Source organism: Polaromonas sp. (assembly GCF_035638815.1).
Lineage (GTDB): Bacteria > Pseudomonadota > Gammaproteobacteria > Burkholderiales > Burkholderiaceae_C > Polaromonas.
The window spans coordinates 13,858-37,412 of record NZ_DASQZG010000011.1 but is presented as its reverse complement, the minus strand read 5'-3'; the positions used below and the strand labels follow the sequence as shown (position 1 = coordinate 37,412).

23 protein-coding genes are annotated in these 23,555 nt (G+C 59.6%); 11 read left to right on the top strand and 12 right to left on the bottom strand.

Going from position 1 to position 23,555, the window contains the following annotated elements; all coding sequences use genetic code 11:
- Nucleotides 1–8: 8 nt before the first annotated feature.
- Nucleotides 9–317, bottom strand: coding sequence for a phosphopantetheine-binding protein (locus VE934_RS06060; protein ID WP_324885360.1), 309 nt, complete (start codon nucleotides 315–317; stop codon nucleotides 9–11).
- Nucleotides 318–475: 158 nt separating this feature from the next.
- Complete coding sequence (locus VE934_RS06055; protein ID WP_324885358.1) at nucleotides 476–1,423, bottom strand: inositol monophosphatase family protein; 948 nt, start codon at nucleotides 1,421–1,423, stop codon at nucleotides 476–478.
- Between the two features lie 116 nt (nucleotides 1,424–1,539).
- Here VE934_RS06055 and VE934_RS06050 point away from each other — a divergent pair, with 116 nt between their 5' ends.
- On the top strand, nucleotides 1,540–2,355 hold the full coding sequence (locus VE934_RS06050) for an RNA methyltransferase (protein ID WP_324885356.1): 816 nt from the start codon (nucleotides 1,540–1,542) through the stop codon (nucleotides 2,353–2,355).
- A gap of 9 nt (nucleotides 2,356–2,364) precedes the next feature.
- Nucleotides 2,365–3,147, top strand: coding sequence for a serine O-acetyltransferase (gene cysE / locus VE934_RS06045; protein ID WP_324885354.1), 783 nt, complete (start codon nucleotides 2,365–2,367; stop codon nucleotides 3,145–3,147).
- 72 nt (nucleotides 3,148–3,219) lie between these two features.
- On the opposite strand, the gene VE934_RS06040 is transcribed toward cysE, so the two are convergent.
- Nucleotides 3,220–4,119 carry a sulfurtransferase gene (locus VE934_RS06040; protein WP_324885352.1) on the bottom strand — a complete coding sequence of 300 codons (900 nt, stop codon included), beginning with the start codon at nucleotides 4,117–4,119 and terminating at the stop codon, nucleotides 3,220–3,222.
- A gap of 40 nt (nucleotides 4,120–4,159) precedes the next feature.
- Nucleotides 4,160–5,278 (bottom strand): aromatic ring-hydroxylating dioxygenase subunit alpha, encoded by a 1,119-nt coding sequence (locus tag VE934_RS06035; RefSeq protein ID WP_324885350.1) that lies wholly within the window; start codon nucleotides 5,276–5,278, stop codon nucleotides 4,160–4,162.
- Between the two features lie 193 nt (nucleotides 5,279–5,471).
- Between VE934_RS06035 and VE934_RS06030 the strand changes: the two genes are divergently transcribed.
- The 4 genes from VE934_RS06030 to VE934_RS06015 all read left to right on the top strand — a co-directional run bounded on the left by VE934_RS06030 (nucleotide 5,472) and on the right by VE934_RS06015 (nucleotide 9,987).
- A complete protein-coding gene (locus VE934_RS06030; protein ID WP_324885348.1) occupies nucleotides 5,472–5,711 on the top strand; it encodes an exodeoxyribonuclease VII small subunit in 240 nt (79 codons plus the stop codon).
- A 17-nt stretch (nucleotides 5,712–5,728) separates the two neighbouring features.
- Nucleotides 5,729–6,640: a farnesyl diphosphate synthase gene (locus VE934_RS06025; RefSeq protein ID WP_324885346.1), complete on the top strand. Its 912-nt coding sequence runs from the start codon at nucleotides 5,729–5,731 to the stop codon at nucleotides 6,638–6,640.
- Between the two features lie 77 nt (nucleotides 6,641–6,717).
- Entirely contained in the window at nucleotides 6,718–8,625 is a 1,908-nt protein-coding gene (gene dxs, locus VE934_RS06020; protein ID WP_324885344.1) for a 1-deoxy-D-xylulose-5-phosphate synthase, read from the top strand.
- A 279-nt stretch (nucleotides 8,626–8,904) separates the two neighbouring features.
- Nucleotides 8,905–9,987: a TRAP transporter substrate-binding protein gene (locus tag VE934_RS06015; RefSeq protein WP_324885342.1), complete on the top strand. Its 1,083-nt coding sequence runs from the start codon at nucleotides 8,905–8,907 to the stop codon at nucleotides 9,985–9,987.
- A gap of 546 nt (nucleotides 9,988–10,533) precedes the next feature.
- Here VE934_RS06015 and VE934_RS06010 read toward each other — a convergent pair.
- From VE934_RS06010 to senB, 4 genes are all read right to left on the bottom strand, one after another.
- Entirely contained in the window at nucleotides 10,534–12,348 is a 1,815-nt protein-coding gene (locus VE934_RS06010) for a TRAP transporter large permease (protein WP_324885340.1), read from the bottom strand.
- Nucleotides 12,348–12,950 (bottom strand): TRAP transporter small permease subunit, encoded by a 603-nt coding sequence (locus VE934_RS06005; RefSeq protein WP_324885338.1) that lies wholly within the window; start codon nucleotides 12,948–12,950, stop codon nucleotides 12,348–12,350. Before VE934_RS06005 ends, VE934_RS06010 begins: the two co-directional genes overlap by 1 nt.
- Before the next feature lie 172 nt (nucleotides 12,951–13,122).
- Nucleotides 13,123–14,196 (bottom strand): selenide, water dikinase SelD, encoded by a 1,074-nt coding sequence (gene selD, locus VE934_RS06000; RefSeq protein WP_324885336.1) that lies wholly within the window; start codon nucleotides 14,194–14,196, stop codon nucleotides 13,123–13,125.
- A gap of 32 nt (nucleotides 14,197–14,228) precedes the next feature.
- On the bottom strand, nucleotides 14,229–15,257 hold the full coding sequence (gene senB / locus VE934_RS05995) for a selenoneine biosynthesis selenosugar synthase SenB (protein WP_324885333.1): 1,029 nt from the start codon (nucleotides 15,255–15,257) through the stop codon (nucleotides 14,229–14,231).
- Here senB and senA point away from each other — a divergent pair.
- Nucleotides 15,238–16,485, top strand: coding sequence for a selenoneine synthase SenA (gene senA / locus VE934_RS05990; protein WP_324885331.1), 1,248 nt, complete (start codon nucleotides 15,238–15,240; stop codon nucleotides 16,483–16,485). The genes senB and senA overlap by 20 nt on opposite strands.
- A 159-nt stretch (nucleotides 16,486–16,644) precedes the next feature.
- On the opposite strand, the gene VE934_RS05985 is transcribed toward senA, so the two are convergent.
- Complete coding sequence (locus VE934_RS05985; RefSeq protein WP_324885329.1) at nucleotides 16,645–17,754, bottom strand: substrate-binding domain-containing protein; 1,110 nt, start codon at nucleotides 17,752–17,754, stop codon at nucleotides 16,645–16,647.
- A 133-nt stretch (nucleotides 17,755–17,887) separates the two neighbouring features.
- Here VE934_RS05985 and VE934_RS05980 point away from each other — a divergent pair, with 133 nt between their 5' ends.
- The 3 genes from VE934_RS05980 to VE934_RS05970 are packed head-to-tail and all read left to right on the top strand — an operon-like array spanning nucleotide 17,888 to nucleotide 20,159.
- Nucleotides 17,888–18,634 carry an ABC transporter permease gene (locus VE934_RS05980; protein WP_324885327.1) on the top strand — a complete coding sequence of 249 codons (747 nt, stop codon included), beginning with the start codon at nucleotides 17,888–17,890 and terminating at the stop codon, nucleotides 18,632–18,634.
- Complete coding sequence (locus VE934_RS05975; RefSeq protein ID WP_324885325.1) at nucleotides 18,631–19,320, top strand: ATP-binding cassette domain-containing protein; 690 nt, start codon at nucleotides 18,631–18,633, stop codon at nucleotides 19,318–19,320. The genes VE934_RS05980 and VE934_RS05975 overlap by 4 nt, the downstream gene beginning before the upstream one ends.
- The gene (locus VE934_RS05970) at nucleotides 19,317–20,159 is read left to right on the top strand and encodes an extracellular solute-binding protein (RefSeq protein WP_324885323.1); all 843 of its coding nucleotides are present in this window, start codon (nucleotides 19,317–19,319) and stop codon (nucleotides 20,157–20,159) included. Before VE934_RS05975 ends, VE934_RS05970 begins: the two co-directional genes overlap by 4 nt.
- Nucleotides 20,160–20,163: 4 nt before the next feature.
- On the opposite strand, the gene modC is transcribed toward VE934_RS05970, so the two are convergent.
- The 3 genes from modC to modA are packed head-to-tail and all read right to left on the bottom strand — an operon-like array spanning nucleotide 20,164 to nucleotide 22,715.
- Nucleotides 20,164–21,264 (bottom strand): molybdenum ABC transporter ATP-binding protein, encoded by a 1,101-nt coding sequence (gene modC, locus VE934_RS05965; RefSeq protein ID WP_324885321.1) that lies wholly within the window; start codon nucleotides 21,262–21,264, stop codon nucleotides 20,164–20,166.
- A 6-nt stretch (nucleotides 21,265–21,270) separates the two neighbouring features.
- Nucleotides 21,271–21,945: a molybdate ABC transporter permease subunit gene (modB, locus tag VE934_RS05960; RefSeq protein WP_324885319.1), complete on the bottom strand. Its 675-nt coding sequence runs from the start codon at nucleotides 21,943–21,945 to the stop codon at nucleotides 21,271–21,273.
- A 23-nt stretch (nucleotides 21,946–21,968) separates the two neighbouring features.
- Nucleotides 21,969–22,715 (bottom strand): molybdate ABC transporter substrate-binding protein, encoded by a 747-nt coding sequence (modA, locus tag VE934_RS05955; protein ID WP_324885317.1) that lies wholly within the window; start codon nucleotides 22,713–22,715, stop codon nucleotides 21,969–21,971.
- A gap of 62 nt (nucleotides 22,716–22,777) precedes the next feature.
- Between modA and VE934_RS05950 the strand changes: the two genes are divergently transcribed.
- Entirely contained in the window at nucleotides 22,778–23,545 is a 768-nt protein-coding gene (locus VE934_RS05950) for a TOBE domain-containing protein (RefSeq protein WP_324885315.1), read from the top strand.
- The last annotated feature ends 10 nt before the right edge of the window (nucleotides 23,546–23,555 follow it).

Here is a 23,555-nt window from a genome sequence, read left to right as displayed (position 1 = left end):
GCCCGGAATCACTTTGTTCTTTGCAGGGCGATGTGGTCGCTCAGGCTGCGCAGGGACTGGAAAATAAGCGTGTTGTCTTCGTGGTCGGCGCGCAATTGCAGGCCATAACGCTTGGAAACCACCAGCGCGATTTCCAGAATGTCGATGGAGTCGAGTCCAAGGCCGTCGCCATACAAGGCGTCATCAGGCCCAATATCTGCGGCGGCTGTTTCAAGGTTCAGCGATGAGACCACGAGTTCGGCAACTTCGAGCATCAGGACAGCATCGGCTGCCGGTGCAGCCGAAGACGGGGAAGAGGAGGTAGCGGACGTAGTCATTTGTTCAGAATTTCCGGGTGATTACAGGGTGGAGTACACACCTGCGTTCTGGGGTTTTTTGATGGTAACTGACATTGCGCGATTGCGACTCCCGCGCTGTAGGCCCAAGGCTTGGTGCCCCGTCAGAAAAAATCGAAACCAAAGGTAAAGAGGCTCTTTCAGGCCAGTGCCTCTGGCTCATCAGGCGGAAGGGCGGGGTCGGACGCGCTGTCCTTTCTGGGGCGAGAAACTTTCAGGGTCGCATTGGGCGCTGCGTCCTCCTGCAAAGCCTGGCGTACACCTGCCTTGTCTCCCGCGCTGGCGAACTTGCTGTACTTGCCAAGGAGGCCCACCATCTGACCGTAAATTTTGGGGTTGCCGGCCAAGCACTCTCCGTGGTCCAGAAAATCTGCTTCGCCTGAAAAATTGCCGATCAGGCCGCCTGCCTCGGAAACCAGCAGCGAACCCGCTGCAACGTCCCAGGGCTTGAGTCCGGATTCAAAGAACCCGTCTGAAAAGCCGGCTGCCACATAAGCCAAATCCAGAGCTGCGGCGCCGGGCCGGCGCACGCCTGCGCATTGGCTCATGATGTCGCCAAGCATGTGGAGATAGGTCTTGAGCTTGTCGCCTGGCCGATAAGGAAAGCCGGTGCTGATCAGGCATTCCTGCAGCCGGATGCGTTTTGCCACGCGAATGCGTCGGTCATTCATGTAAGCGCCCCGACCCTTGGTGGCGCAAAACAGGTCGTTTCGGGTGGGGTCATACACCACGGCCTGTTCGATCTTGCCTTTCACGCTCAGCGCAATGCTGACGCAGTAGACAGGAAAGCCGTGAATAAAGTTGGTGGTGCCGTCCAGCGGATCGATGATCCAGACGAATTCAGAGTCTTTGGCGCCATGCTCGTTGCCAGACTCTTCTGCCAGGATGCCGTGGCCGGGGTAGGCAGTGAGCAGGGTTTCGATGATGGCTGCCTCGGCAGCCTGGTCGATTTCGGTGACGAAGTCGTTGGTCTGCTTGACAGACACGCGGACCGATTCGACGTCCAGCGCTGCGCGGTTGATGATGGCGCCTGCGGCGCGCGCAGCCTTGATGGCCACGTTAAGCATAGGGTGGAGATTGCTGGACATATACGAATAAGAAAGAGCGGGCAGGGCTGCACTCTGGTAACCGGAGCGCAGGCGACAATAGCGCTATTTTACCGGTGTTACAGGCCACCAGGCCGACCCGTTTATCCATTGGCGCCATGAAAACCCGTTTTGTCCTTATCAACACCAGCCACGCTGGCAATGTTGGTGCAACCGCGCGCGCCATGAAGGTCATGGGCTTTGGCGATCTGGTTCTGGTGGCGCCGCGTTGGGCCAATGTGCTCAACCGCGAAGAAACCATACAACGGGCCAGTGGCGCGCTGGACGTGCTGAGAAACGCACGCATTGTTGCGACGCTGGACGAGGCGCTGGACGGCATGACGCATTTATGTGCCACGGCCATGACGCCGCGTGACTTTGGCCCGCCGACTTGCGCGCCGCGTGCGCACTTCGCCCAGTTGCTATCGAATAGAGAGCTGACTTCGCCCGTCTTTAAAGGGCAGAAGGCCGATTTGCCTTCAAAGCCTGAATGCGTGGCGTTTTTGTTCGGTTCTGAGCGCTTTGGCATGCAAAACGAGGACGTTTACCGCTGCCATGTGGCGCTGAGCATTCCGACCGATCCGGCCTTTGGCTCGCTCAACCTGGCTGCCGCAGTGCAACTGATTGCTTATGACTGGCGCGAAGCCCTGGGCGGTTTTGCCGTGCAGCCGGCAACCGCCGAGCCGCAGCTGGCCGACGCTGCTGCCGTGGCGGGCATGCTGGCGCACTGGGAAGAGGCGCTGGCCCACATTGGTTTTCTGGATCCGGCCTCGCCGAAAAAATTGATGCCGCGTCTGAACCAGCTGTTTAACCGCGCTCAACTCAGCCCGGAGGAGATCCATATTTTGCGCGGCGTGGCCAAGGCGATGTTGCAAAAAACCGGACTGGCCACGGCCAAAATTGGTACGCCAGCGCAGAGCGCGGACGACAAGTAGACTTCGCCTATGTTTTCCAGACTCCGCTCCGATATCCAGTGCATCCTTGACCGTGATCCTGCTGCGCGCAGCACATGGGAGGTGCTCACGTGTTATCCGGGCCTGCACGCCATCATGTTGCACCGGGTGGCACACGGCTGCTGGACGCACGGCTTCAAATGGCTGGGGCGATTTGTTTCCCACATCTCACGCTGGTTAACCGGTATTGAAATTCATCCTGGTGCGATCATCGGTGAGCGCGTGTTTTTCGACCACGCCATGGGCATCGTGATTGGGGAAACGGCCGAGATCGGCGACGGTTGCACGATTTATCAGGGTGTGACCCTTGGCGGAACCTCGCTCTACAAAGGCGAAAAACGCCATCCCACACTGGGCAAAAACGTGGTGGTGAGTGCAGGGGCCAAGGTGCTCGGCGGGTTTTTGGTGGGCGACGGTGCCAAGATCGGTAGCAACGCGGTGGTGATCAAGCCCGTGCCGGCTGGTGCCACGGCGGTTGGCATCCCGGCTCGCATCATTCCGTCCAAAACCGGCGTTAGCGCCGACGTCACCACGACGCAGAGCCAGTTCTCCGCCTACGGCATCACGCTGGACGACGACCCGGTGTCACAAGCCATGAAGGGGCTGATCGACAACGCTTCATCGCAGGAGCATCAGATTGCTTTGCTTTGGCAGGCCATTGAGAAACTCTCGGCGGCGCCAGCTCAGGGCGCGGGCAGGGGTTGTGTTCCAGACGATGCCGCACGCGAGGAAACCTTCGAAGCCGAAAAACTCAACCAGTTGATGGGCAAGTAGTTGAAAATAGTTTGCTACCAAATATGTAGCAAACTATTGCCGTCGTACAACGGCCAACTGCCAGAATCGTCATCAACCCTTGGCGACTGGGCGCGTGGCGTCACTGCACCAGTCGCTCCAGCTTCCAGCGTATAAGCCGGTGCGACCCAACCCGGCAATTTCCATCGCAAGCAGGTTTGGCACGGCGCTGACGCCGCTGCCGCACTGATGCACCACGGTGGCCGGGTCGCGACCGGCAAGCAGCGCATCAAACTCTGTTTTGAGTTGCTCCCCAGATTTGAATTTGCCGTCCTCGCCGATGTTCTGGCTAAACGGGCGATTCAGCGCGCCCGGGATGTGACCGGCCACCGGGTCCAGTGGCTCAACCTCACCTCGAAAGCGGGCTGGCGCACGCGCGTCGACTACGGTCTGGGTGCTTTGATCCAGTCGGGCCGCCACGGTTTGGGCGTCGACAAGCACAGCCTTTTCTTCACCCAAAGCAAAGTTGGCCTGAAAGTGTGAAGCCTCCTCTCCACTGGCGACCGCAGCGCCGGTCGCTTGCCAGGCCTGCAGTCCGCCGTCCAGCACGGCCACGGCTTCATGGCCCGCCCACTTGAGCATCCACCACAAACGGCCGCAGTAGTTGGCGCCGTTTCGGTCGTAAACCACCGCCTGCATGTCATTGGAAAACCCGACGCTGGAGAGCCAGGTCGCAAACTTCTCGCGTGTTGGCAGCGGGTGGCGGCCGCCAGAGGCTGGCTGGTCCTCCCCCTCAGTGGCAGTCAATACCCCATGGGCTCCGGGTGCGCCATGTTTCGCGCTCAGGTCAGTGTCCAGATTCGCGTACACCGCACCCGGGATGTGCGCTTCAACGTATTTCTGTTTCCCGGCCAAGGGTTGCATCAAGTCAAAGCTGCAGTCAAACACGCGCAAAGACTTGCGGGCGGTCACCAGGGCCTGAAGTTGTTCTGCAGAGATCAGCGTTGTGTACATCGTGGGTTCTCTCGTAAATGCAGCGCCTGAACCGGCAGGCTCAAAGCATCTGCGTGGTTTTGCTGGCGCCCATTTCACGGCGATACCACTCGTGAAAGTGTTGCATGCCGTCTTCCATCGGGCTCTGGTAGGGGCCAAACTCGTTGTCGCCGCGCTGCATCAATGCTTTGCGGCCTGCGTCCATGCTCAGGGCAATTTCATCGTCTTCAACACAGGTTTCCATATAGGCCGCTTGCTGGGCTTCAATGAATTCGCGTTCAAAGGCGCAGATTTCCTCGGGGTAGAAGAACTCCACCACGTTCAGTGTTTTGTCCGGCCCCTGGGGGTGCAGGGTGCTGACAACCAGCGCGTGCGGGTACCACTCGACCATCACGTTGGGGTAATACGTCAGCCAGATGGCACCGTATTTGGGTGGCACGCCCTGGCGGTATTGCAGCACCACGTCGTGCCATTTCTTGTACACATCGGTGCCCGGCTTGCCCAGCTTGTCGGACACACCCACGGTCTGCACCGAATAATTTGGCGTCAGTTCCCAGCGCAGATCGTCCGTGGTGACAAAGGCGCCCAGCCCCGGGTGGTAAGGACCCACGTGGTAGTCCTCCAGATACACCTCGATAAAGGTTTTCCAGTTGTAGTTGCACTCGTGCAGGTGAATCTTGTCGAGCTGGTAACCGGAAAAATCGAGGTCCTGCATGGGACCCAGCGGCGCCATTTCGGCGGCAATGTCGCGACCATTGTTCTCAAACACCAGGCCGTTCCAGGTGCTGGTTTTGTAGCGGTTCAGGTTCAGGCAAGGGTCTACTTCAAAGTGGGGCGCGCCGATCAACTCGCCGGTGGTGTTGTAAGTCCAGCGATGCAGCGGGCACACGATGTTGCTGCCCGTGTTGCCGCGCCCCTGCAGCATGGTGGACTGACGATGGCGGCACACATTTGAAATCAGCTCGACGCCGGTGCCATTGCGCACCAGTGCGCGCCCACCCATCTCCTGCGGGAGGGCGTAGTAATCACCCATGGCGGGAACGGCCAGCTCATGCCCGACATATCGTGGGCCCCTGGCAAACAGTTTTTGCTGCTCCCGTTGATAGAGGCCCGCATCAAAGTAGCTTGAAATGGGCAGCTGGCTGGTGGCCTGCAAGAGACGAAGGCTTAAATCGGACATGCAATTGCCGAAACAGGCCGTTTCGGGGGTTAGATGGGGGTCGGAAGACCGGGGCAAGCGCGGGTTTCATTGTACCGGGGGCTTCTTGTAAAGAAGATGGCTCGCCACACAGGAGCTCGCTTGGCCCGGGGGCGCCCGCTTTTGTGACAAGACCCTGCAACAGCCTAAAATCACCGCTGACATCAAATAACCCATGGCTAAAACTTCCTCCACTTCCGCACCCACCGTCCCGACCAGTTACGAGGCCGCACTTGATGAGCTTGAAACGCTGGTGGCGAGTCTTGAATCGGGCCAATTGCCGCTGGACCAGCTGTTAACCGGTTACCAGCGCGGCGCCGAACTGCTCAAGTTTTGCCGGGACAGGCTAGGCGCAGTTGAGAATCAGATCAAGGTGCTTGAGGGCAACCAGCTCAAGCCCTGGCCGCAAGAATAAAAAGCAAAGTAAACCCATTGACCGAGCAAAAACCTTTTGCACTGGACGCCTGGAGCGTCCGACAACTTGCCGCAGTCGAGCAGGCCCTGATGCGCTGGGTGGCGCCTCCTGAGCCCACCCCGGCGCCCGCCGGCCTTGGCGATGCCATGCGCTACGCGGTGCTTGACGGCGGCAAGCGCCTGCGCCCCCTGCTGGTGATGGCGGCGTGTGAGGCGGTTGGCGGGAGTCAGCAGGCGGCGCTCAGGGTGGCCTGTGCTGTGGAACTGATCCATGCCTATTCGCTGGTGCACGATGACATGCCCTGCATGGACAACGACGTTCTGCGGCGTGGCAAGCCGACTGTGCATGTCAAGTTTGGAGAGGCTCAGGCTTTGCTGGCAGGCGATGCCCTGCAGGCGCTCGCCTTTGAGTTGTTGACGCCCGAAGACGAATCCATCGGTGCTACCACCCAGGCGGCCCTGTGTCGCATGTTGGCGCAGGCTGCCGGGTATCAGGGTATGGCGGGTGGGCAAGCTATTGACCTTGCCAGCGTGGGTATAGCCCTGTCTTCAGAGCAATTGCACGACATGCACCGTTTGAAGACCGGGGCCTTGCTGCAAGCCAGCGTGATGATGGGCGCGGCCTGTGGCAGCCCCACCCGTGCAGCGCAATCCGCTTTGCGCGACTATGGTGCGGCGGTCGGTTTGGCTTTTCAGGTGGTGGACGATATTCTGGACGTCACCGCAGATTCCGCAACACTTGGCAAGACCGCGGGCAAGGATGCCGCCCATGACAAACCGACGTTTGTATCCCTGATGGGTTTGCCTGCGTCGCGCAACTACGCGCAGGAGCTGTTGTCAGAGGCCCATCACAGTTTGAAGGCGAGTGAACTCAAACACACGGCAGCGCTCAGCGCGCTGGCGGACATGCTGGTCAACCGCAAGAGTTAACTTGAATTGAGTTAAGTTAGTTATTTAAGCTGAGTTCAGGGCGAGTGCGCATTTGGCGTGAAAGAACAAAAACCACGATGTATCAATTGCTTGAAACCATAAACAGCCCCGCAGAGCTGCGCCAGTTGCAACGGGTGCAGCTCAAGGCCCTGGCGGACGAGCTGCGCGCCTATCTGCTGCAAAGCGTGTCGCAGACTGGCGGGCACCTGAGTTCCAACCTCGGTACGGTGGAGCTCACAGTTGCCTTGCACTATGTATTCAACACGCCGGACGACCGGTTGGTCTGGGATGTGGGTCATCAGACCTATCCGCACAAGATACTGACCGGTCGCCGCGACCGCATGAACAGCCTGCGGCAACTGGGTGGCCTGAGCGGGTTTCCCCGCCGCAGTGAAAGCGAATACGACACCTTTGGCACGGCGCACTCGTCAACCTCCATTTCTGCTGCGCTGGGCATGGCCATGGCAGCAAAGCAAAAGGGCGAAGAGCGTCACGCGGTAGCGATCATTGGTGACGGCGCCATGAGCGCGGGCATGGCCTTTGAAGCCATGAACAACGCGGGTGTGTGCGACTGCAAGCTGCTGGTGGTGCTCAATGACAACGACATGAGCATCAGCCCGCCGGTAGGTGCGCTGAACCGCTACCTGGCCCAACTGATGAGCGGGCAGTTTTATGCGTCGGCCAAACACGTTGGCAAACAGGTGCTCAAGGTAGCGCCGCCCCTCTTTGAACTGGCCAAGCGGCTGGAGACCCACGCCAAAGGCATGGTGGTCCCGGCCACCCTGTTTGAAAACTTCGGTTTCAACTACATCGGTCCTATCGACGGGCATGACCTCGAGTCGCTCATCCCGACGCTGGAAAACATCAAGCACCTGATGGACAAAGGCGAGGGCCCGCAGTTCCTGCACGTGGTAACCAAAAAGGGGCAGGGCTACAAACTGGCAGAGGCCGACCCCGTGGCGTACCACGGCCCCGGCAAGTTTGACCCGGCCATGGGCTTGCAAAAGTCTGCGGCCCCCGCCAAGCAGACTTTCACGCAGGTGTTCGGTCACTGGCTGTGTGACATGGCCGAGAAAGACAAGCGGCTTGTAGGCATCACGCCAGCCATGCGTGAAGGATCGGGCATGGTGGAGTTTCATCAGCGTTTTCCTGAGCGTTATTACGACGTCGGCATTGCAGAGCAGCATGCGGTGACCTTTGCCGCTGGCATGGCCTGTGAGGGACTCAAGCCCGTGGTCGCCATTTACTCCACGTTTTTGCAGCGCGCGTACGACCAGCTGATACACGACGTGGCGCTACAGAACCTGCCGGTGGTATTTGCGCTCGACCGTGCCGGGCTTGTCGGCGCTGACGGCGCCACCCACGCGGGCGCTTATGACATTTCCTACCTGCGCTGCATTCCCAACATGAGCGTGGCGTGCCCGGCCGACGAGAACGAGTGCCGCATGTTGCTGAGCAGCGCCTTTGAGCAGGACCATCCGGTGGCTGTGCGTTACCCGCGCGGCGCTGGCGCAGGCGTAGCCACACAAGCGCATCTGGACAGCCTTCCGTTTGGCAAGGGCGAAGTGCGCCGCCAGGGATCGGGCGTAGCCATTCTGGCTTTTGGAACCTTGCTTTATCCGGCCCTGCAGGCGGCCGAAAAACTTGGCGCTACGGTTGTCAACATGCGCTGGGCCAAACCGCTCGACACCGGACTGCTCCTGGAGGTGGTGGGTGCGCATGACGTGCTGGTGACAGTCGAAGAAGGTGCCGTTATGGGTGGCGCAGGCAGTGCGGTTGCAGAGGCACTGGCAGAGGCTGGCATTCACAAGCCGCTGCAGCACCTGGGCTTGCTTGACGAGTTCACCGAGCACGGTGATCCAGCGAAGTTGCTCTCGCAGCAAGGCCTTGACGCTGCAGGCATTGAGCAGTCCATCGCCACTCGATTTGGTCATCTGCTTGAGGCGGCCAAGTCAGCAAAGCCGGCATTAAAGTCAGTGGCCTGAACCGGTTACACCATAACGGCGCACTGCTTTTTTCGTTTCTGACAGAAGCCTGAAGGCCATCTGGTTCAGCGGTGTTTTCAAGGGAAAACCCGCGCGAGTCCCGGTCGCGACATTTCTACAATCCCCGAAGCAATGCACTGTAACGGCGTGTTGCACCTGTGTCCCGTCAATGAGGTTAAGCCCTGAGTGGGTAACTCCCAATGTTTAACAGAGGGGTGACTCCTAGACTCGCGGGTGGTTGTGCCCCATTTCTTTTATCTATTACCGAGGAGTTAGCTCATGGATCGTCGTTCCCTAATTAAAAATGCCGGCATTGCCGGTGTGCTCGCCGCTGGCGTTGCACCTGCCGTGCATGCCCAGGAAGCCATCCGCTGGCGCCTGGCATCGAGCTTCCCGAAGGCACTGGACACCATTTACGGCGCAGCTGAAACCTTCTCCAAAAAAGTCAGTGAGATGTCTGGCGGCAAGTTCCAGATCTCCGTGCATCCAGGCGGCGAGTTGATGCCAGCCATTGCCGGCATGGTCGACAACGTGCAAAAGGGCACGACCGAAATGGTCCACACCGCGCCCTACTATTTCTTCGGCGTGAACGATGTTTTTGCTTTGGGATGCGCGATTCCCTTCGGCCTGAACAGCCGCCAGATGACCGCCTGGATGTATCAGGGCAATGGCTTGAAACTCATGCGCGAGTTTTACGGCAAGTACAACATTGTCAACTTTCCCATGGGTAACACTGGCGCGCAGATGGGCGGCTGGTACCGCAAAGAAATCAAGACCGCGGCTGATATCAAGGGCCTGAAGATGCGCATCGGCGGTTTCGCCGGCAAGGTGCTTACACGCATGGGCGCGGTACCGCAAAACATTCCTGGCGGCGAGATCTACCAGGCGCTTGAGAAGGGCACCATTGACGCTGCTGAGTGGGTCGGTCCTTATGACGACCAGAAGCTCGGCTTCAACAAGGTGGCTCCGTTCTACTACTACCCCGGCTGGTGGGAAGGTGGTCCGCAGCTGGACGCGTTTGTCAACAAGACAGCGTACGACAAACTCTCCGCCGAAAACAAGGCCATTCTGGAGTCTGCAGCGGCTTACGCACACACCGACATGCAGGCCAAGTACGATGCCCGCAATCCCGACGCACTCAAGCAGTTGGTCGGCGCCAAGACGAAGGTATTGCCATTCCCCAAACCGGTGATGGATCTGGCATTCAAGGAGTCGATGGCTCTGTACGACGAACTCAATGCCAGCAACCCTGACTGGAAGAAAATCTATGCCGACTACTCGGCCTTCCGTAAAGACCAGAACCTCTGGTTCCGCTTTACCGAAGCGCGCTTCGACCAGTTCATGCAGTCCCAAAAACTGTAAGCTTCCCAGCGCTAAAAAACCACGCTCAGGCGTGGTTTTTTTTGGCCTTTGTTTGACGGGCACTGCAGGGAGTGGGCGTTGCGCTCACGCCCGGGCCAAATCAGCTTCTGCGTTGTGGCGATTTGGCGGCGCCGGGACTCGGTTGCTGTTGGTCTGCAGCTATTTGATCTTCACTCCCAAAGGGTGGCGTCCCGATTTGCGGGAGCGCTTCCATTGTGCGTGGGTGTTTTCTGTTCAAACGCCTCCATGCGCAGGCCATCCGGGCAAAGCACCGCATGCATCGGTTCGACTGGAAGTGTCAGGCTGAGGTAGCCACCCTGAGCGCGGCACCGCCTCGGAACGGCGCAAGACATGGTGGGGCGGATGGAAGCTGCTCTGCCACTTCCACAGGGGTGCGGTTGCGCGTCTCAACCGGCTGAAGCCGCGCTGAAGCGCGGCCGGATCTACAGATTCAATCGGTCGGGCTGCTTTCCAACGGATGGACGGAAACAAGTCAGGCCAAAAAAAACGAGGCCCTAGGGCCTCGTTTTTGTGGATAAGAAGCTTTTACTTCTTCTGGTCTTTCTCGGCCGCTTCCATCATGGCTTTCATGGGATCATCTTCCTTGCCTTCAGCGGGTTTGGCTTCTTCACCCGTGCTGCTTGCCTTGGCCTCAGCTTCTTCCTGCTTGACTTCCTCATCGGTTTTGGGGATCTGGAGCTGCTCCATGATCTGATCCTTGTTCAGCAGTTCTACTTTCTCGATACCACCTGTGACCAGGTTCGGGAAGATCATGATTGCCGCGACCATGATGAGTTGCAGGATGATGAAGGCGATCGACCCTTTGTAAATCTCGCTTGTGGTAACCGCTGGAATCGTGGCGCCGGTGACGCGGTCCTTGTAATCAAATTTGGCGGCCACGCTGCGCAGGTAAAACAGCGCAAAACCAAATGGCGGCGTCAAGAATGAAGTCTGCAAGTTCATGGCGATGATCACACCGAACCAGATCATGGCGTCGTCCGCGGTCATGCCGGGTACCAGGCCTGGCAGGATTTTTTCAGCCACAGGCGCAAGCAACGGGATGATGATGAAGGCGATTTCGAAGAAGTCGATAAAGCAGCCCAGAATGAACACCAGAATGTTCACCACGATCAAAAAGCCCCAGGCGCCGCCAGGTATGCCATCGAACAGGTGTTCTACCCAGATGTGACCATCAGCTGCATTGAAGGTGAAGCTGAAAACGGTTGAACCGATCAGAATAAACAGCACAAACGAGGCCAGCTTGGCGGTGTTCTCGAGCGCCTGTTTGAGCAATGGCATATTGATGCGGCGCTTGCCGAGTGCCAGAATCAGCGCACCCAAAGCGCCCATCGCACCGCCTTCGGTCGGCGTTGCGACACCGAGGAAAATGGTACCAAGCACCAGAAAGATCAGGATCAGCGGTGGCATCAAAACAAAGGTCACTTGCTCAGCCAGCCTGGACAGAAGGCCCATGCGCGTCACGCGGTTGATGATCGCGAGCGACAAGCCCAGCAGTGAAGCCAGCGTCATCGACAAAATAACGATCTCATCACCCGGCGCAGGCAATGGCCGCTGGAGCAGAGGGGTCAACACCGCGTTGTGAACCCTGGACCATGCAAAGCCCGCAACCGCGCACAACACGACCAGCACCAGCAAGGACCTGTGGCCCGATGAGCCATTGGCTTCTTTGTAAATACGGGCTTCTGGCGGTAGCGGCGGCACCATGGCCGGTTTGACGAATGCCACGACCACAATGAACAGGATGTACAAACCGACCAGCAACAGGCCGGGCAACAAAGCGCCGGAATACATGTCGCCTACAGAGCGGCCCAGCTGGTCAGCCAGAACGATCAGCACCAGCGATGGTGGAATGGCTTGCGCAAGCGTGCCGGAGGCGGTTATGGTGCCGGTAGCAATCACCCGGCTATAGCCGTAGCGCAGCATGATGGGCAGGGAAATCAGGCCCATCGAGATCACCGCAGCAGCCACAACGCCAGTCGTTGCAGCCAGCAGCGCGCCAACAAGAATCACGGCAATGGCCAGACCGCCCCGCAATGGGCCAAATACCTGGCCCACGGTTTCCAGCAAGTCCTCGGCCATGCCGGAGCGCTCCAGAATGATGCCCATGAAGGTGAAAAACGGAATCGCCAACAGCGTGTCGTTCTGCATGATGCCGAAAATACGCGATGGCAGTGCCTGAAACAAATTGGCGGGAAAAAGACCGGCTTCCATACCAATGAAGCCGAAAGCCAGGCCGGTTGCGGCCAGTCCGAAGGCGACTGGAAAACCAGTCAGTAGCAGGACAAACAGCCCCGCAAACATCAAGGGCACAAAATGTTGTGCGAGAAATGTGGTTTCCATTATTTTTCTCCAGCCAGGCGGGCGGCAGCAATGCGCTCCAGCTCTTCAAGGTGTTTTTGGTCATCCGATTTGGCAGCTTCGCCGCCAATCGGGTCTTCAATCACGCCGCGCAAAAAAGCGATTCGCTTGATCAGCTCAGACACACCCTGCAGCATCAAAAAAGCAAATCCAACGGGCACCAAAAGGTATACAGGCCAGCGAATCAGTCCTCCCGCGTTTTGCGACATTTCGCCATTGGTGTAGGCATTCATGAAAAACGGCCAGCTTAGTCTGATCATCAGAATGCAAAACGGGAAAAGTACAAACACGATGCCCAGCACATCGACCCAGTTGCGGGTGCGGTCTGAAAGGCGGCTTGAAATGAAGTCAATGCGAACATGTGAATTTTTCAAGAAACCATAACCTGCGCCCAGCATGAACACCGCAGCAAACAGATACCACTGGATTTCCAGCAAGCCGTTTGAACTCATGTCAAAAGCCTTGCGCACAATGGCGTTGCCCGCACTGATCAGGGTGGTGGCAAGAATCATCCACATGGTGACTTTGCCCAACAAGGTGCTGATGCTGTCTATCACGCGGGACAGCGAGAGAAGAGGGGTCATAGGGTATGTCTCCAGGAATAAAACAGTCAACGCAGAACGGACGCCCTGACCGGGTGTGGCGCTCAGGAAAAACCCACTCGCGAGTGAGCAGATGTTAACGTGGAAGGTTGGCGCGTCACTTAAAGAATGCTGACGTACACGCCCTGGGTATACCCTGAGGGAAGTCGCGAATTCAGTAGACGCTGACGCCGCTGCCTTCTCGCACTTCACCGACTATTGCGGCTTCGGCAAAGCCCTGGGCATGAAAGATCTCCAGTACCTGGGCGGCCGCATCCGGGCTGCACGACACAAGCAAACCGCCCGAAGTTTGCGGGTCGCTCAAGAGTGCTTTGTCGGCTTCGGCGAAGGCGCCAGGCAGCGTCACTTCAGTGCCGTAGCTTTGCCAATTGCGGCCTGACGCGCCTGTTATGCAGCCTTGCGCCGCCAACTCCCGCACGCCGGCAATCAGGGGCATGAGCGACCAGTCCAGACTTATTTGAACTTTGGCGCCGCGCGCCAGCTCAAGGCTGTGGCCTGCCAGGCCAAAACCGGTGATGTCGGTCAGCGCATGGACGCCATCAAGGGCGGCCAGTGCAATGCCGGGTTTGTTGAGCTGGGTGGTGACTTCAATCATCCTGGCGTATCCGGCGGGCGGAAGCATCTCTTTCTTGAGCGCCGCTGACAGGATGCCTACCCCCAGCGGTTTACCCAGGATCAACACGTCGCCCGCTTTGGCGCCCGAGTTTTTTTTCACGCGGGACGGATGCACCAGACCCAGCACCACCAGCCCATAAATCGGCTCTACCGAATCAATCGTGTGGCCGCCAGCGATTGGAATGCCGGCATCACGGCAGACATCCTGCCCGCCGCGGAGAATGGCACCAATGGTCTCCAGCGGCAGGACATTGATGGGCATGCCGACAAGGCCCAAAGCCATGATGGGCGTGCCACCCATCGCGTACACATCGCTGATGGCGTTGGTGGCGGCGATGCGTCCGAAATCGTAGGGGTCGTCCACGATGGGCATGAAGAAGTCGGTGGTGGCGATGAGGGCCTGCTCGTCGTTCAGCAGGTACACGGCAGCATCGTCAGCGGTTTCTATACCCACCAGCAATTGAGGCGGTAAATTGAAACCGGGCAGATTGCTTGAGTTTTTCAGAATTTCGCTGAGCACGCCGGGTGCAATTTTGCAGCCGCATCCCCCGCCGTGCGACAAACTGGTCAAGCGGATAGCGGCGGGTGGGGCAGAAGGTTCAAGGGCATTCATCGGAAAGCTTTCTCAGTCAGTGCCGGGGGCAGTCACCGGCTTGTCAGCAAGTTTAGGACAAGCCGTCTTTCACGGGCAGGATTAAAAAGGCGGGCCCGCTGGCGGCATTGCTTCTCCAGCAGCTCAAGAAACTCGCGGTCCGTTGCGCAGCGTTGAAGAAGTGTCGCCAGAGCCGCATCGTCCTGGACAGGGAAGTACCCGGCGTAGTCTGTGCCCAGCATGCCAAGGTTGCCGCTGATGCGTGAGGCCAGCACAGCAGTGCCGGATTGCACCGCCTCCATAACCACCTGCGCCCCACCCTCCATGACTGAACTGATCACCAGCACATGGGCTCGCTTGATGTGTTGACGGGTTAATGCGCGCGTCAAGCCGCCGAGCCAGCGATAGTTCTTCAGCCTGGCCTCTGCATCCCGTGCGGCGTGATCCAGATGCGGTTGCAGTGCTTCACCGATGTGGTCAAAGCGAATTTGCGTGGCAGAACAATGGGCGGCGGCCTTTAGATAGGTCAGGGGATCCTTTTCGTCACGCAGATGCCCGACCATCAGTGCGCGGAATTGCCGCGTTGATTTAGTGGCCGGACGCAGCGGGCGCGCTGACTGGTAAATGACGCGGGCTTTGTGTCGCAGGTCAGGTGGCAACTGCTCCACGCCGGCTTCTTGCAGCACCACCAGACAGGTGGCCGATGCCAGCGATTGCTGCGCGCGCAAGTCACCCTGAATGTCCCGATACAGGTCGGTGCCCGTGAGAACCAGGACCAAGGGCTTGTCCGGATAATGGTGCGCCCAGGCCGCGATGGATACGGCTGATCGCCGCGCGTGCAGTGCAATCATCATGTCAGCGGGCGGGCCGGGCAGGGGCTGAGACCAGGCTGGGAGCAGGGCGATGTCACAATGTCTGGACAGAAATTGCGTCCAGCGATGTGCGGTATGCCAATTGCCATTGTTGGTCTCCTGCATGGCGGGACTCACCAGGACCACTGTTTTGGCATCAGACGCTTTACCCAATTCGCCACCCCAGTCGTCGCCAGCGTCTGGCGCCGGCTTGATTGACTCGCCACTCATTCGCAGTGCGGGACGCGATGTGTTGTCGCTCGCGCTGATGGATGCGCGCAACCACACGCTGCGGCTTTTCGGCCAGTACCAGCAAGCGCTGAAGGCCGACAATTTTGCAGTTCCCCAGTTGTCCATCATCAATCCGCCCTTGTGGGAGCTGGGCCATGTGGGCTGGTTTCAGGAGTGGTGGATCGGCCGCAACATGCAGCGCGCTCGCGGCGTGCTCTGCGATCCGGCTCACGCGCGACTGGCGTCGATCGAGCCCCGTGCTGACGGCTGGTGGGATTCTGCCAACGTGCCGCACAGCAAGCGCTGGGCGCTGGAGCTGCCCGGTGTCTCCAGTTGCCGTGCCTACCTGCTGGAAACGCTGGAAAGCACGCTGGAGTTGCTTGAAAAGGCCGGGGACGACGATGCCGCCCTGTATTTTTATCGGCTGTGCCTGTTTCATGAAGACATGCACGCAGAGGCCCTGACTTACACGGCGCAAACGCTGGGCTTGCAACTGGACAAGGCTATGCTGCAGGCCTTCACCCCGCCGACCATGACACTGCGCGAGCCCGTGCTGGTACCTGCTACGTCCTGGAGTTTCGGTTGGCACACCGCACCGGGCAACGCAGGTTTTGTGTTTGACAACGAGTGTGCCGAGCATCGGGTCAGTGTGCCCGAATTTGAAATTGACGCCCAGCCGGTGAGTTGGTCCCAGTTCGCTGAATTTGTCGACGATGGCGGATACGACCGCGCCGATTTCTGGCAAGCGGCTGGCTGGGATTGGCTGCAAAAGACCGCCAGCAACGAGGGCAGGCGAGGGCCGAGGTATGTGGAGCAGATCGGATCCGCCAGCGGCGCGGTGATGCAAATCCGTTTTGGAAAAACGATGCGCATGCTGGGCAACCAGCCTGCCATGCACATGACCTGGTGGGAGGCCGACGCCTGGTGCCGTTGGGCCGGACGCCGGCTGCCGGCGGAGGTCGAATGGGAAGTGGCGGCGCACACGGCCACGCGACGCGGGTTTGTCTGGGGCGATGTGTGGGAGTGGACGGGCAGTACGTTCCGGCCCTACCCGGGCTTTACGCCGCATCCCTATGCCGACTATTCGCAACCCTGGTTTGGAACGCACAAGGTGCTCAGGGGGGCTTCGATGGCTACGCGGGCGCGTATGCGGCATCCGAAGTACCGGAATTTTTATTTGCCAGAGCGGGATGATGTTTTTTGTGGGTTTCGGTCTTGTGCGCTATAGATGATTTTGTTGCAGACGATTTGGCGCGGGCTGGATGCCATTGCCGCCTCCCTCTGTCATCCCGGACTCGATTCGGGGTCTCGAATGACAATCATCAGCTATTGTATTAATAGCAAACTAGTCCCGCCAATAAAGGGCAAAACAGCGATTTAGTGCAAATCAAACCTTGAGACCTTTGATCTTGCGGTAATTCCACCAAGGCAACAAACTCCGCATGGACAACACTTCGCCACTTTGCGCACCATCAGCGCTGTAGCCCGGCAGACCGGCCAGCACCGTTTGCCAATCGGCACTTTGCAGTTCGGCAAGCAGTGCCTGCACCGGATCCTCGGTCAATGCAGATTTCAGACACGCCAGGTGATAACGCTCTTTCACCAGCGGTATGAAGTCCAGTCCCATTTCCCTGGCCGCGGCTTCTATGCCCAAGCCTGCATCCGCCGAGCCGCTAGCCACTGCCTGGGCCACGGCGTGGTGCGACGGCTCCTCATTGTCGTAGCCCTGAATACTGCGTCCATCAAGGCCGGCAACCTCCAGCAGTTCATCCAGCAACACACGCGTGCCGGTGCCGTGCGAGCGGTTGACATAACGAACGCCGTGCCGCTTGAGGTCCAGGAGTCGGGAAAGCCGCAGCGGATTGGACCTGGCGACGATCAAGCCCTGGTTTCGATAGGCAAACCCGATCATTTTGTGCAGCCCCGGCTTCAGCAGACTGCGGTAGGTGCGCGCAGCCAGAGAGTCGCTTCCCGGTAGCTCCAGCGTGTGAAAGCCTGCCATCCTGCAACGTCCCGCATTGAGTGCGGCGATTGCGTCCACACTGCCCATGAAGCGGATGTCCAGATGCAGGCGATGCGCCGCGGCGTGTTCGCGTAGCGCACTGAGCGCGCTGTCGTGGCTGGCGTACAGGGTCAGCACGTGGGCGTCGTCATCAAAGGCGGTTGAGAAAGCGCGCTCGATGTCGCCACGCAACGCTTCTATCTGCGGCGCGAGCCGTGCCTGGGCTTGGCGCTCAGCCCACAGCAGCTTTTCGCCAAACTCGGTGAGCATGGCACGCTGGCCCTTGTCCCAGACGATCAATGTCCGGCCCAGCGTTTGCTCCCATTTTTTTAGCGCGCCCCAGACATGGCGATAGGACAATCCTAGCTCTTTGGCGGCCTTCGAAATCGACCCCTGCTCCCGCACCGCGTACAGCAGGTCCATGAGCGGGTTGCGAATCAAGGCATCCTTGCCCCGCTCAGGCGACAGCAGATAGGAAAGTTCGACTTTGTGCATGGGAGAAAGTAAGGACTGTTTTGATTATGGGCGTACGAATCGAAGGCCTCGCCTTATGTACAAGGCTTCATAGCTCCTGATTCCCAATGGCGGGGCGGGTTATTCATCCTTACGATAGAGCGAAACAGCTGCCATGAATACCTTCTCGGACAGTGTTGGCACGGCCGCCGCACTCATCACCTCGCTCGATCCACTGCTCGCCAGCATTGTGCTCCGCTCACTGGCGGTCAGTGCCTGCGCCTGCCTGATTGCCTGCAGCGCCGGTCTGATGCTGGGAGCCTGGCTGGGTGTGGCCCGGTTTCGCGGCCGGGCGGTGGTGCTGACTGTGCTCAATACCTTGCTGGCCTTGCCGTCGGTGCTGGTGGGACTGGTGGTGTACCTGCTGCTGTCGCGCTCGGGCCCATTGGGTTTTTTGGGCTGGCTGTTTTCATTCAAGGCCATGGTGCTGGCGCAGGCGCTGCTGGTGCTTCCAGTTGTGACCGCGCTGGTACGCCAGACGATTGAAGACGCCGACCGCCTGCATGGCGAGCAGTTTCAGTCGATGGGTGCTGGCAAGGGCATGCGCAGCCTTCTCCTCCTGTGGGACGAACGTTATGCCTTGCTCACCGTGTTGATCACGGCGTTTGGCCGGGCCATCTCGGAAGTCGGTGCGGTGATGATTGTGGGGGGCAACATCGACGGTTTCACCCGGGTCATGACGACGGCCATTGCGCTGGAAACCAGCAAAGGGGATCTCCCGCTGGCGCTTGCACTGGGTGTCCTTCTGCTGATGGTGGTGCTGATGCTCAATGTGCTGATCACGCTGGTGCGGCGTTGGCGCGAGCGGCTGGACGATGGGCCACCGCTGGTGCCGGTGCAGGGCAGTGGAGGGATGCGATGAGCCCGCTTTTTGAACTCAAAACAGTTGACGTGTGTTACGGCCACACACGCGCGCTCGTCGCGTGTGATCTGCGTATCCGGGCCGGAGAGCGCGTGGCGCTGGTCGGATCCAATGGCAGCGGCAAAAGCACACTGCTGCGCACCTTGCACGGCCTGTTACCTCCCAATCGAGGCACGGTCGCGTGTGGCGTGAATATGAGGCAGGCGATGGTTTTTCAGCGGCCCTACATGCTGCGTGCAAGCGCGCAGAGCAACGTCGCGCTGGGACTCTGGCTGAAGGGCATGGTCTGGAAAGAGGCCAGGGCCGCGGCGCTGCAGGCGCTGGCGCGCGTAGGGCTTGCGGGCGTGGCGCAACGCAATGCGAAGGCCCTGTCATCGGGTCAGCAGCAGCGTCTGGCGCTGGCTCGGGCATGGGCGCTGCAGCCGCAAGTTCTGTTGCTCGACGAGCCGACCGCGAGCCTTGATCCTGCCGCCAAGCGCGAGGTGGAGGGGCTGATGGCAGAGTTTGCAGAGGCTGGCATGACGCTGATCTTCAGCAGTCACAACCTCGGTCAGGTCAAACGCCTGGCCAGCCGCGTCATCTATCTGGAGCAGGGCCGCTTGCTGGCCGATTTGCCTGCACATGAATTTTTCAATGGCCCCCTGCCGCCTGAAGCAGAACTGTTTGTAAAAGGAGAGCTTGCATGAGTCCGAAGCCGTTTTTCGCGTCATTTCTGCAGTGTTTTAGGGCTCTAGCCCTTATTTCATATGCGCTGAGTGCTACGCTTTCAATAGCGCAGCCGCGCACCATCGTGATGGCGTCCACAACCTCGACCGAGCAGTCGGGTCTGTTTGGTGCGTTGTTGCCAGCCTTCAAGCAGGCCAGTGGCATGGACGTCAAGGTGGTTGCGCTGGGCACTGGCCAGGCCATTGACATGGGCCGCCGCGGAGACGCTGACCTGCTGTTCGTACATGACCAGGTGGCCGAAGAAAAGATGGTGGCCGGAGGTTTTGCGGTCAAGCGGTTTCCGGTGATGTACAACGACTTTGTGTTGATTGGCCCGGCCGGCGATCCTGCCAAAGTCAAAGGCAGGGACATCGTGGACGCACTGAAAAAGCTCCAGGCGGCCAACGCAGCCTTTGTCTCACGCGGCGACAAAAGCGGTACACACGCGGCTGAGTTGCGCTACTGGAAAAGTGCGGGTGTGGAGACGCCCCAGTTTGCCAACTACAAAGCCTGTGGATGCGGCATGGGTCCCGCGCTCAATATCGCCGCCAGCTCTGCCGCTTACGTGCTGGCAGACCGTGGAACCTGGCTTGCCTTCAAGAACCGCGCAGAGTTGACCGTGCTTGTGGAGGGCGATACGCGCCTTTTTAACCAGTACGGGGTGCTGGTGGTCAACCCCGCCAAACACCCCGGTATCAGGGCCGACGATGCACAGAAGTTTGTCGACTGGGTGGTGTCGCCAGCAGGGCAGGGCGTCATTGCAAGTTACAGGATCAGCGGTGAGCAGCTGTTCTTCCCGAACGCGCTCGCGACCAGGTAAAAAACTACTCAACCAGCGCGGCGGACTTTACCTGCGCCCACACCGCGCTGCCGCTGGTCAGCCCCATGGCGTCAACCGCCCGGGCGGTGATGCGCGCCAGCAGCACGGTCTGACTTTGAGCCGCTGACGCGTTTGCATTCAGGTTCAGGCGGAGCAGCGCCTGTGAAGGGTGAGCGTCAGCGCTGATGGACTCCACGACGCAGGCCATCACGTTCTGGATGCTGGTGCCTTTTGGTTCTTTTGTCGCAACGCTGACGTCGCGGGCCAGCACACGCACGCGCACACCGCTGCCGATCCCCTGGCCGGTGTCACGCAGCCACAAGCTCCCACCTGCAAAACCCACGCGCGCCAAATGCCAACGGGTATCGCGTTCAAGAATTGTGGCCTCCAGCAGCACACCCGCCTCCTGGTCTGACAAACCTGGCGCGTCAACCCGGGCCAGAGTCTGGGCCAAGGGACCTGACACCGCCACTCTCCCCTGGGACAGGACGACCAGCGTGTCTGCCAGTCGCGCCACCTCGTCCATCGCATGACTCACGTAGATCACCGGAATGTCCAGCTCGTTGTGCAGGCGCTCCAGGTACGGCAGGACTTCGCTTTTGCGCTGCGCATCGAGCGCGGCCAGGGGTTCGTCCAGCAAGAGCAGACTCGGGCTGGTTGCAAGGGCGCGGGCCATGGCCACCCGTTGCCGCTCCCCGCCGGACAGTGTTTGCGGTTGCCTGTCCATCAAGGGCGCGATGCCCAAAAGCTCGACCGCATCGTCGAGCGAGACGCGGCGCCGTGAGGCAGGTACACGTTTCATGCCGTACTCGACATTGCGCCGCACACTCAAATGCGGGAACAGGCTGGCTTCCTGAAACACGTAGCCCAGTGGACGCTGATGCGTGGGCAGGAAATGTTTATGAGCATCGTCTTGCCAGACGTCTCCAGAGATACGCAAATGACCCCGTGCATGTTCGAGCCCGGCAATGGCGCGCAGGCAGGTGGTTTTACCGCAGCCGGAAGGCCCAAACAGCGCACTTACCCCGCGTCCTGGCAAGTCGAGCTGCACATCAAGCGCGAAGCCGCTGTAGGCCAGCTTGAAATCGGCTGTGATGCGATCCACGGTCAGCTACCTTCTTCTGCCGGTCGGGTTGAAGGCATACAGCGCCAGCAACACGGTAAAGGAAAACACCAGCATCACAGCGGCCAGCCGGTGCGCATCTGCATACTCCAGCGCTTCCACATGGTCGTAGATTTGTACCGACACAACGCGAGTCTGATTGGGAATGTTGCCCCCGACCATCAGAACCACGCCGAACTCCCCCACGGTGTGCGCAAAACCCATCACGCTGGCTGTGAGGTAACCCGGGCGGGCCAGTGGGAGTACAACGCTGAAAAAAGTATCCAGCGGGGAGGCGCGCAATGTGGCGGCAACCTCCATGGGCCGGTCGCCAATCGATTCAAAGGCGTTCTGCAGCGGCTGCACCACAAAAGGAAGGGAATAGAAAATCGACGCCACCACCAGGCCCCAGAAGGTGAAAGGCAACACGCCCCAGCCCATGGATTGGGTGAACTGGCCCACAGGCCCGTGAGGCCCCATCGCTACCAGCAAATAAAACCCGATAACCGTGGGCGGCAGCACCAGCGGCATGGCCACCACCGCGCCGACCGGCACCTTCAACCAGGAGCGCGTACGTGCCAACCACCAGGCCACTGGTGTGCCAATGAGGAGCAGGATCAGCGTGACCAGTCCGGCCAGTTTGACGGTCAGTGCAATCGCGCCGAGATCCGAGTCAGTGAGCATGGGGGCTTACAAGGTGGCGTGTTTCACAGCTCGTAGCCGTGGCTGCGGATCAGGTCCTTGATGCGGTCTGACTTGAGCAACGTCACAAGTGCGGCGGCTGCGGGCTTGTCTTTTCCCTGTGTGAGCACCACTGCGTCCTGCACGATGGGTTGGTACAACGATGGAGGCACGACCCACATGGAGCCACTCTTGAGTTTTCCACCTTCAAGCACTTGAGACATCGCCACAAATCCCAGCTCCGCATTGCCTGTGGAAACAAACGTGAAGGTCTGGCCCAGGCTTTCCCCGTAAACTAGGCGCGGCGTAAGCCGCTCACTCAGCTTGAGCTGGGTGATAGCCTGCACGGCTGCCGCCCCGTAGGGTGCCACTTTGGGTTGCGCAATCGCTAGCTTTCTGAAATTTCCCGTTTTGAGAACCTGGCCCTGCGCGTCAACCAGAGCCGCATTGGCGGACCACAGCACCAGCTGGCCCCGGGCATAGGTAAACCGGCTGCCCGGTGCGGTCAGACCGTCTTTTTCCAGTTTTTCAGGCGTTTCATTGTCCGCAGACAACAACACGTCGAAGGGCGCGCCATTTTTGATTTGTGCATAAAACTTGCCCGTAGCGCCGGTGACAACTTCTGCCTTGTGCCCCGTGGTTTTTTCCAGAATGGCGGCGATGGCTTGCATGGGCGCGGCAAAGTTGGCCGCGACCGCCACACGGACCTCACCAGCGTGCGCGAGGCTACACGTGAGCAGTGCGAGGAAAGAAGGAAAGCGAAAAACTTTCATGCGGGTACGCGCTATTCTGAAATGGAATAGCGAAAGTATAGCTCCAGGGCGACAATGGCCGCATGAAAAAACCACCGCTTCAACTGGCAAGCGCCCTGGGCCACGATGCTGCTGACAAACGCCTGGATATCCTGCGCCGTATCGGTGAGGCAGGGTCGATTTCCGAGGCCGCGCGGGCAGCCGGTGTGAGCTACAAGGCGGGCTGGCAAGCTGTGGATACCTTGAGCAATCTGGCCGGCGTGCCGCTGGTTGAGCGCACGGTGGGCGGTTCGGGTGGCGGTGGTGCGCTCCTGACAGATGCAGGCCGGGAGCTGCTCCGCGCTGCGGACGAACTCGCGCACGCGCGTGGGCAAGTGCTGGCGCGCCTGGCTGGCAAGTCCGGGAGTTTGTCCAATCCTTCTGCACTGGCTTCCCTTGGCTTGCGGACCAGCATGCGCAACCAGCTCCCATGCACAGTGGTGGGTCTGCGTGCACAAGGTCAGGTGGTGCGGGTACAGCTCGCCCTGGCCGGCGGCGGCCAGCTTTTTTCCCGCGTCACGCGGGAGAGTGCGCAGCTTCTGGGCCTCTGCGCAGGCCTGGCGGTGCTGGCCTTGTGCAAAGCGATCGCGGTGACGGTGCTGGGAAAAGCAACGCCGGATGGGGACACCAATTTGCTGCACGGGCGAACCACGCGTGTCTCGCGGGCTGCAGCCGGAGGCGAGGTAGCGATGGAGCTGGAAGGCGGCCTGCAACTGGTGGGTTTTGCCGGGCCGGGGCATCAACTCAGGGTTCGCAGCCCGGCGGTGGCCTCCATCGCAGAGTCAGCGGTGGTGGTTGCTGTGGCTGGCTAGCTAGCTAGCT

What these genes read in the sequence shown, in the direction of transcription:
- VE934_RS06040 (WP_324885352.1), bottom strand. Translation starts at nt 4,119, where the DNA reads ATGTACACAACGCTGATCTCTGCAGAACAACTTCAGGCCCTGGTGACC.
- modB (WP_324885319.1), bottom strand. Translation starts at nt 21,945, where the DNA reads ATGCTCACTGACTCGGATCTCGGCGCGATTGCACTGACCGTCAAACTG.
- VE934_RS06050 (WP_324885356.1), top strand. Translation starts at nt 1,540, where the DNA reads ATGAAAACCCGTTTTGTCCTTATCAACACCAGCCACGCTGGCAATGTT.
- VE934_RS06060 (WP_324885360.1), bottom strand. Translation starts at nt 317, where the DNA reads ATGACTACGTCCGCTACCTCCTCTTCCCCGTCTTCGGCTGCACCGGCA.
- cysE (WP_324885354.1), top strand. Translation starts at nt 2,365, where the DNA reads ATGTTTTCCAGACTCCGCTCCGATATCCAGTGCATCCTTGACCGTGAT.
- VE934_RS06010 (WP_324885340.1), bottom strand. Translation starts at nt 12,348, where the DNA reads ATGGAAACCACATTTCTCGCACAACATTTTGTGCCCTTGATGTTTGCG.
- selD (WP_324885336.1), bottom strand. Translation starts at nt 14,196, where the DNA reads ATGAATGCCCTTGAACCTTCTGCCCCACCCGCCGCTATCCGCTTGACC.
- VE934_RS06015 (WP_324885342.1), top strand. Translation starts at nt 8,905, where the DNA reads ATGGATCGTCGTTCCCTAATTAAAAATGCCGGCATTGCCGGTGTGCTC.
- senB (WP_324885333.1), bottom strand. Translation starts at nt 15,257, where the DNA reads ATGAGTGGCGAGTCAATCAAGCCGGCGCCAGACGCTGGCGACGACTGG.
- dxs (WP_324885344.1), top strand. Translation starts at nt 6,718, where the DNA reads ATGTATCAATTGCTTGAAACCATAAACAGCCCCGCAGAGCTGCGCCAG.
- modA (WP_324885317.1), bottom strand. Translation starts at nt 22,715, where the DNA reads ATGAAAGTTTTTCGCTTTCCTTCTTTCCTCGCACTGCTCACGTGTAGC.
- VE934_RS06035 (WP_324885350.1), bottom strand. Translation starts at nt 5,278, where the DNA reads ATGTCCGATTTAAGCCTTCGTCTCTTGCAGGCCACCAGCCAGCTGCCC.
- VE934_RS05950 (WP_324885315.1), top strand. Translation starts at nt 22,778, where the DNA reads ATGAAAAAACCACCGCTTCAACTGGCAAGCGCCCTGGGCCACGATGCT.
- VE934_RS05985 (WP_324885329.1), bottom strand. Translation starts at nt 17,754, where the DNA reads ATGCACAAAGTCGAACTTTCCTATCTGCTGTCGCCTGAGCGGGGCAAG.
- VE934_RS06055 (WP_324885358.1), bottom strand. Translation starts at nt 1,423, where the DNA reads ATGTCCAGCAATCTCCACCCTATGCTTAACGTGGCCATCAAGGCTGCG.
- VE934_RS05980 (WP_324885327.1), top strand. Translation starts at nt 17,888, where the DNA reads ATGAATACCTTCTCGGACAGTGTTGGCACGGCCGCCGCACTCATCACC.
- VE934_RS05970 (WP_324885323.1), top strand. Translation starts at nt 19,317, where the DNA reads ATGAGTCCGAAGCCGTTTTTCGCGTCATTTCTGCAGTGTTTTAGGGCT.
- VE934_RS05975 (WP_324885325.1), top strand. Translation starts at nt 18,631, where the DNA reads ATGAGCCCGCTTTTTGAACTCAAAACAGTTGACGTGTGTTACGGCCAC.
- VE934_RS06030 (WP_324885348.1), top strand. Translation starts at nt 5,472, where the DNA reads ATGGCTAAAACTTCCTCCACTTCCGCACCCACCGTCCCGACCAGTTAC.
- VE934_RS06005 (WP_324885338.1), bottom strand. Translation starts at nt 12,950, where the DNA reads ATGACCCCTCTTCTCTCGCTGTCCCGCGTGATAGACAGCATCAGCACC.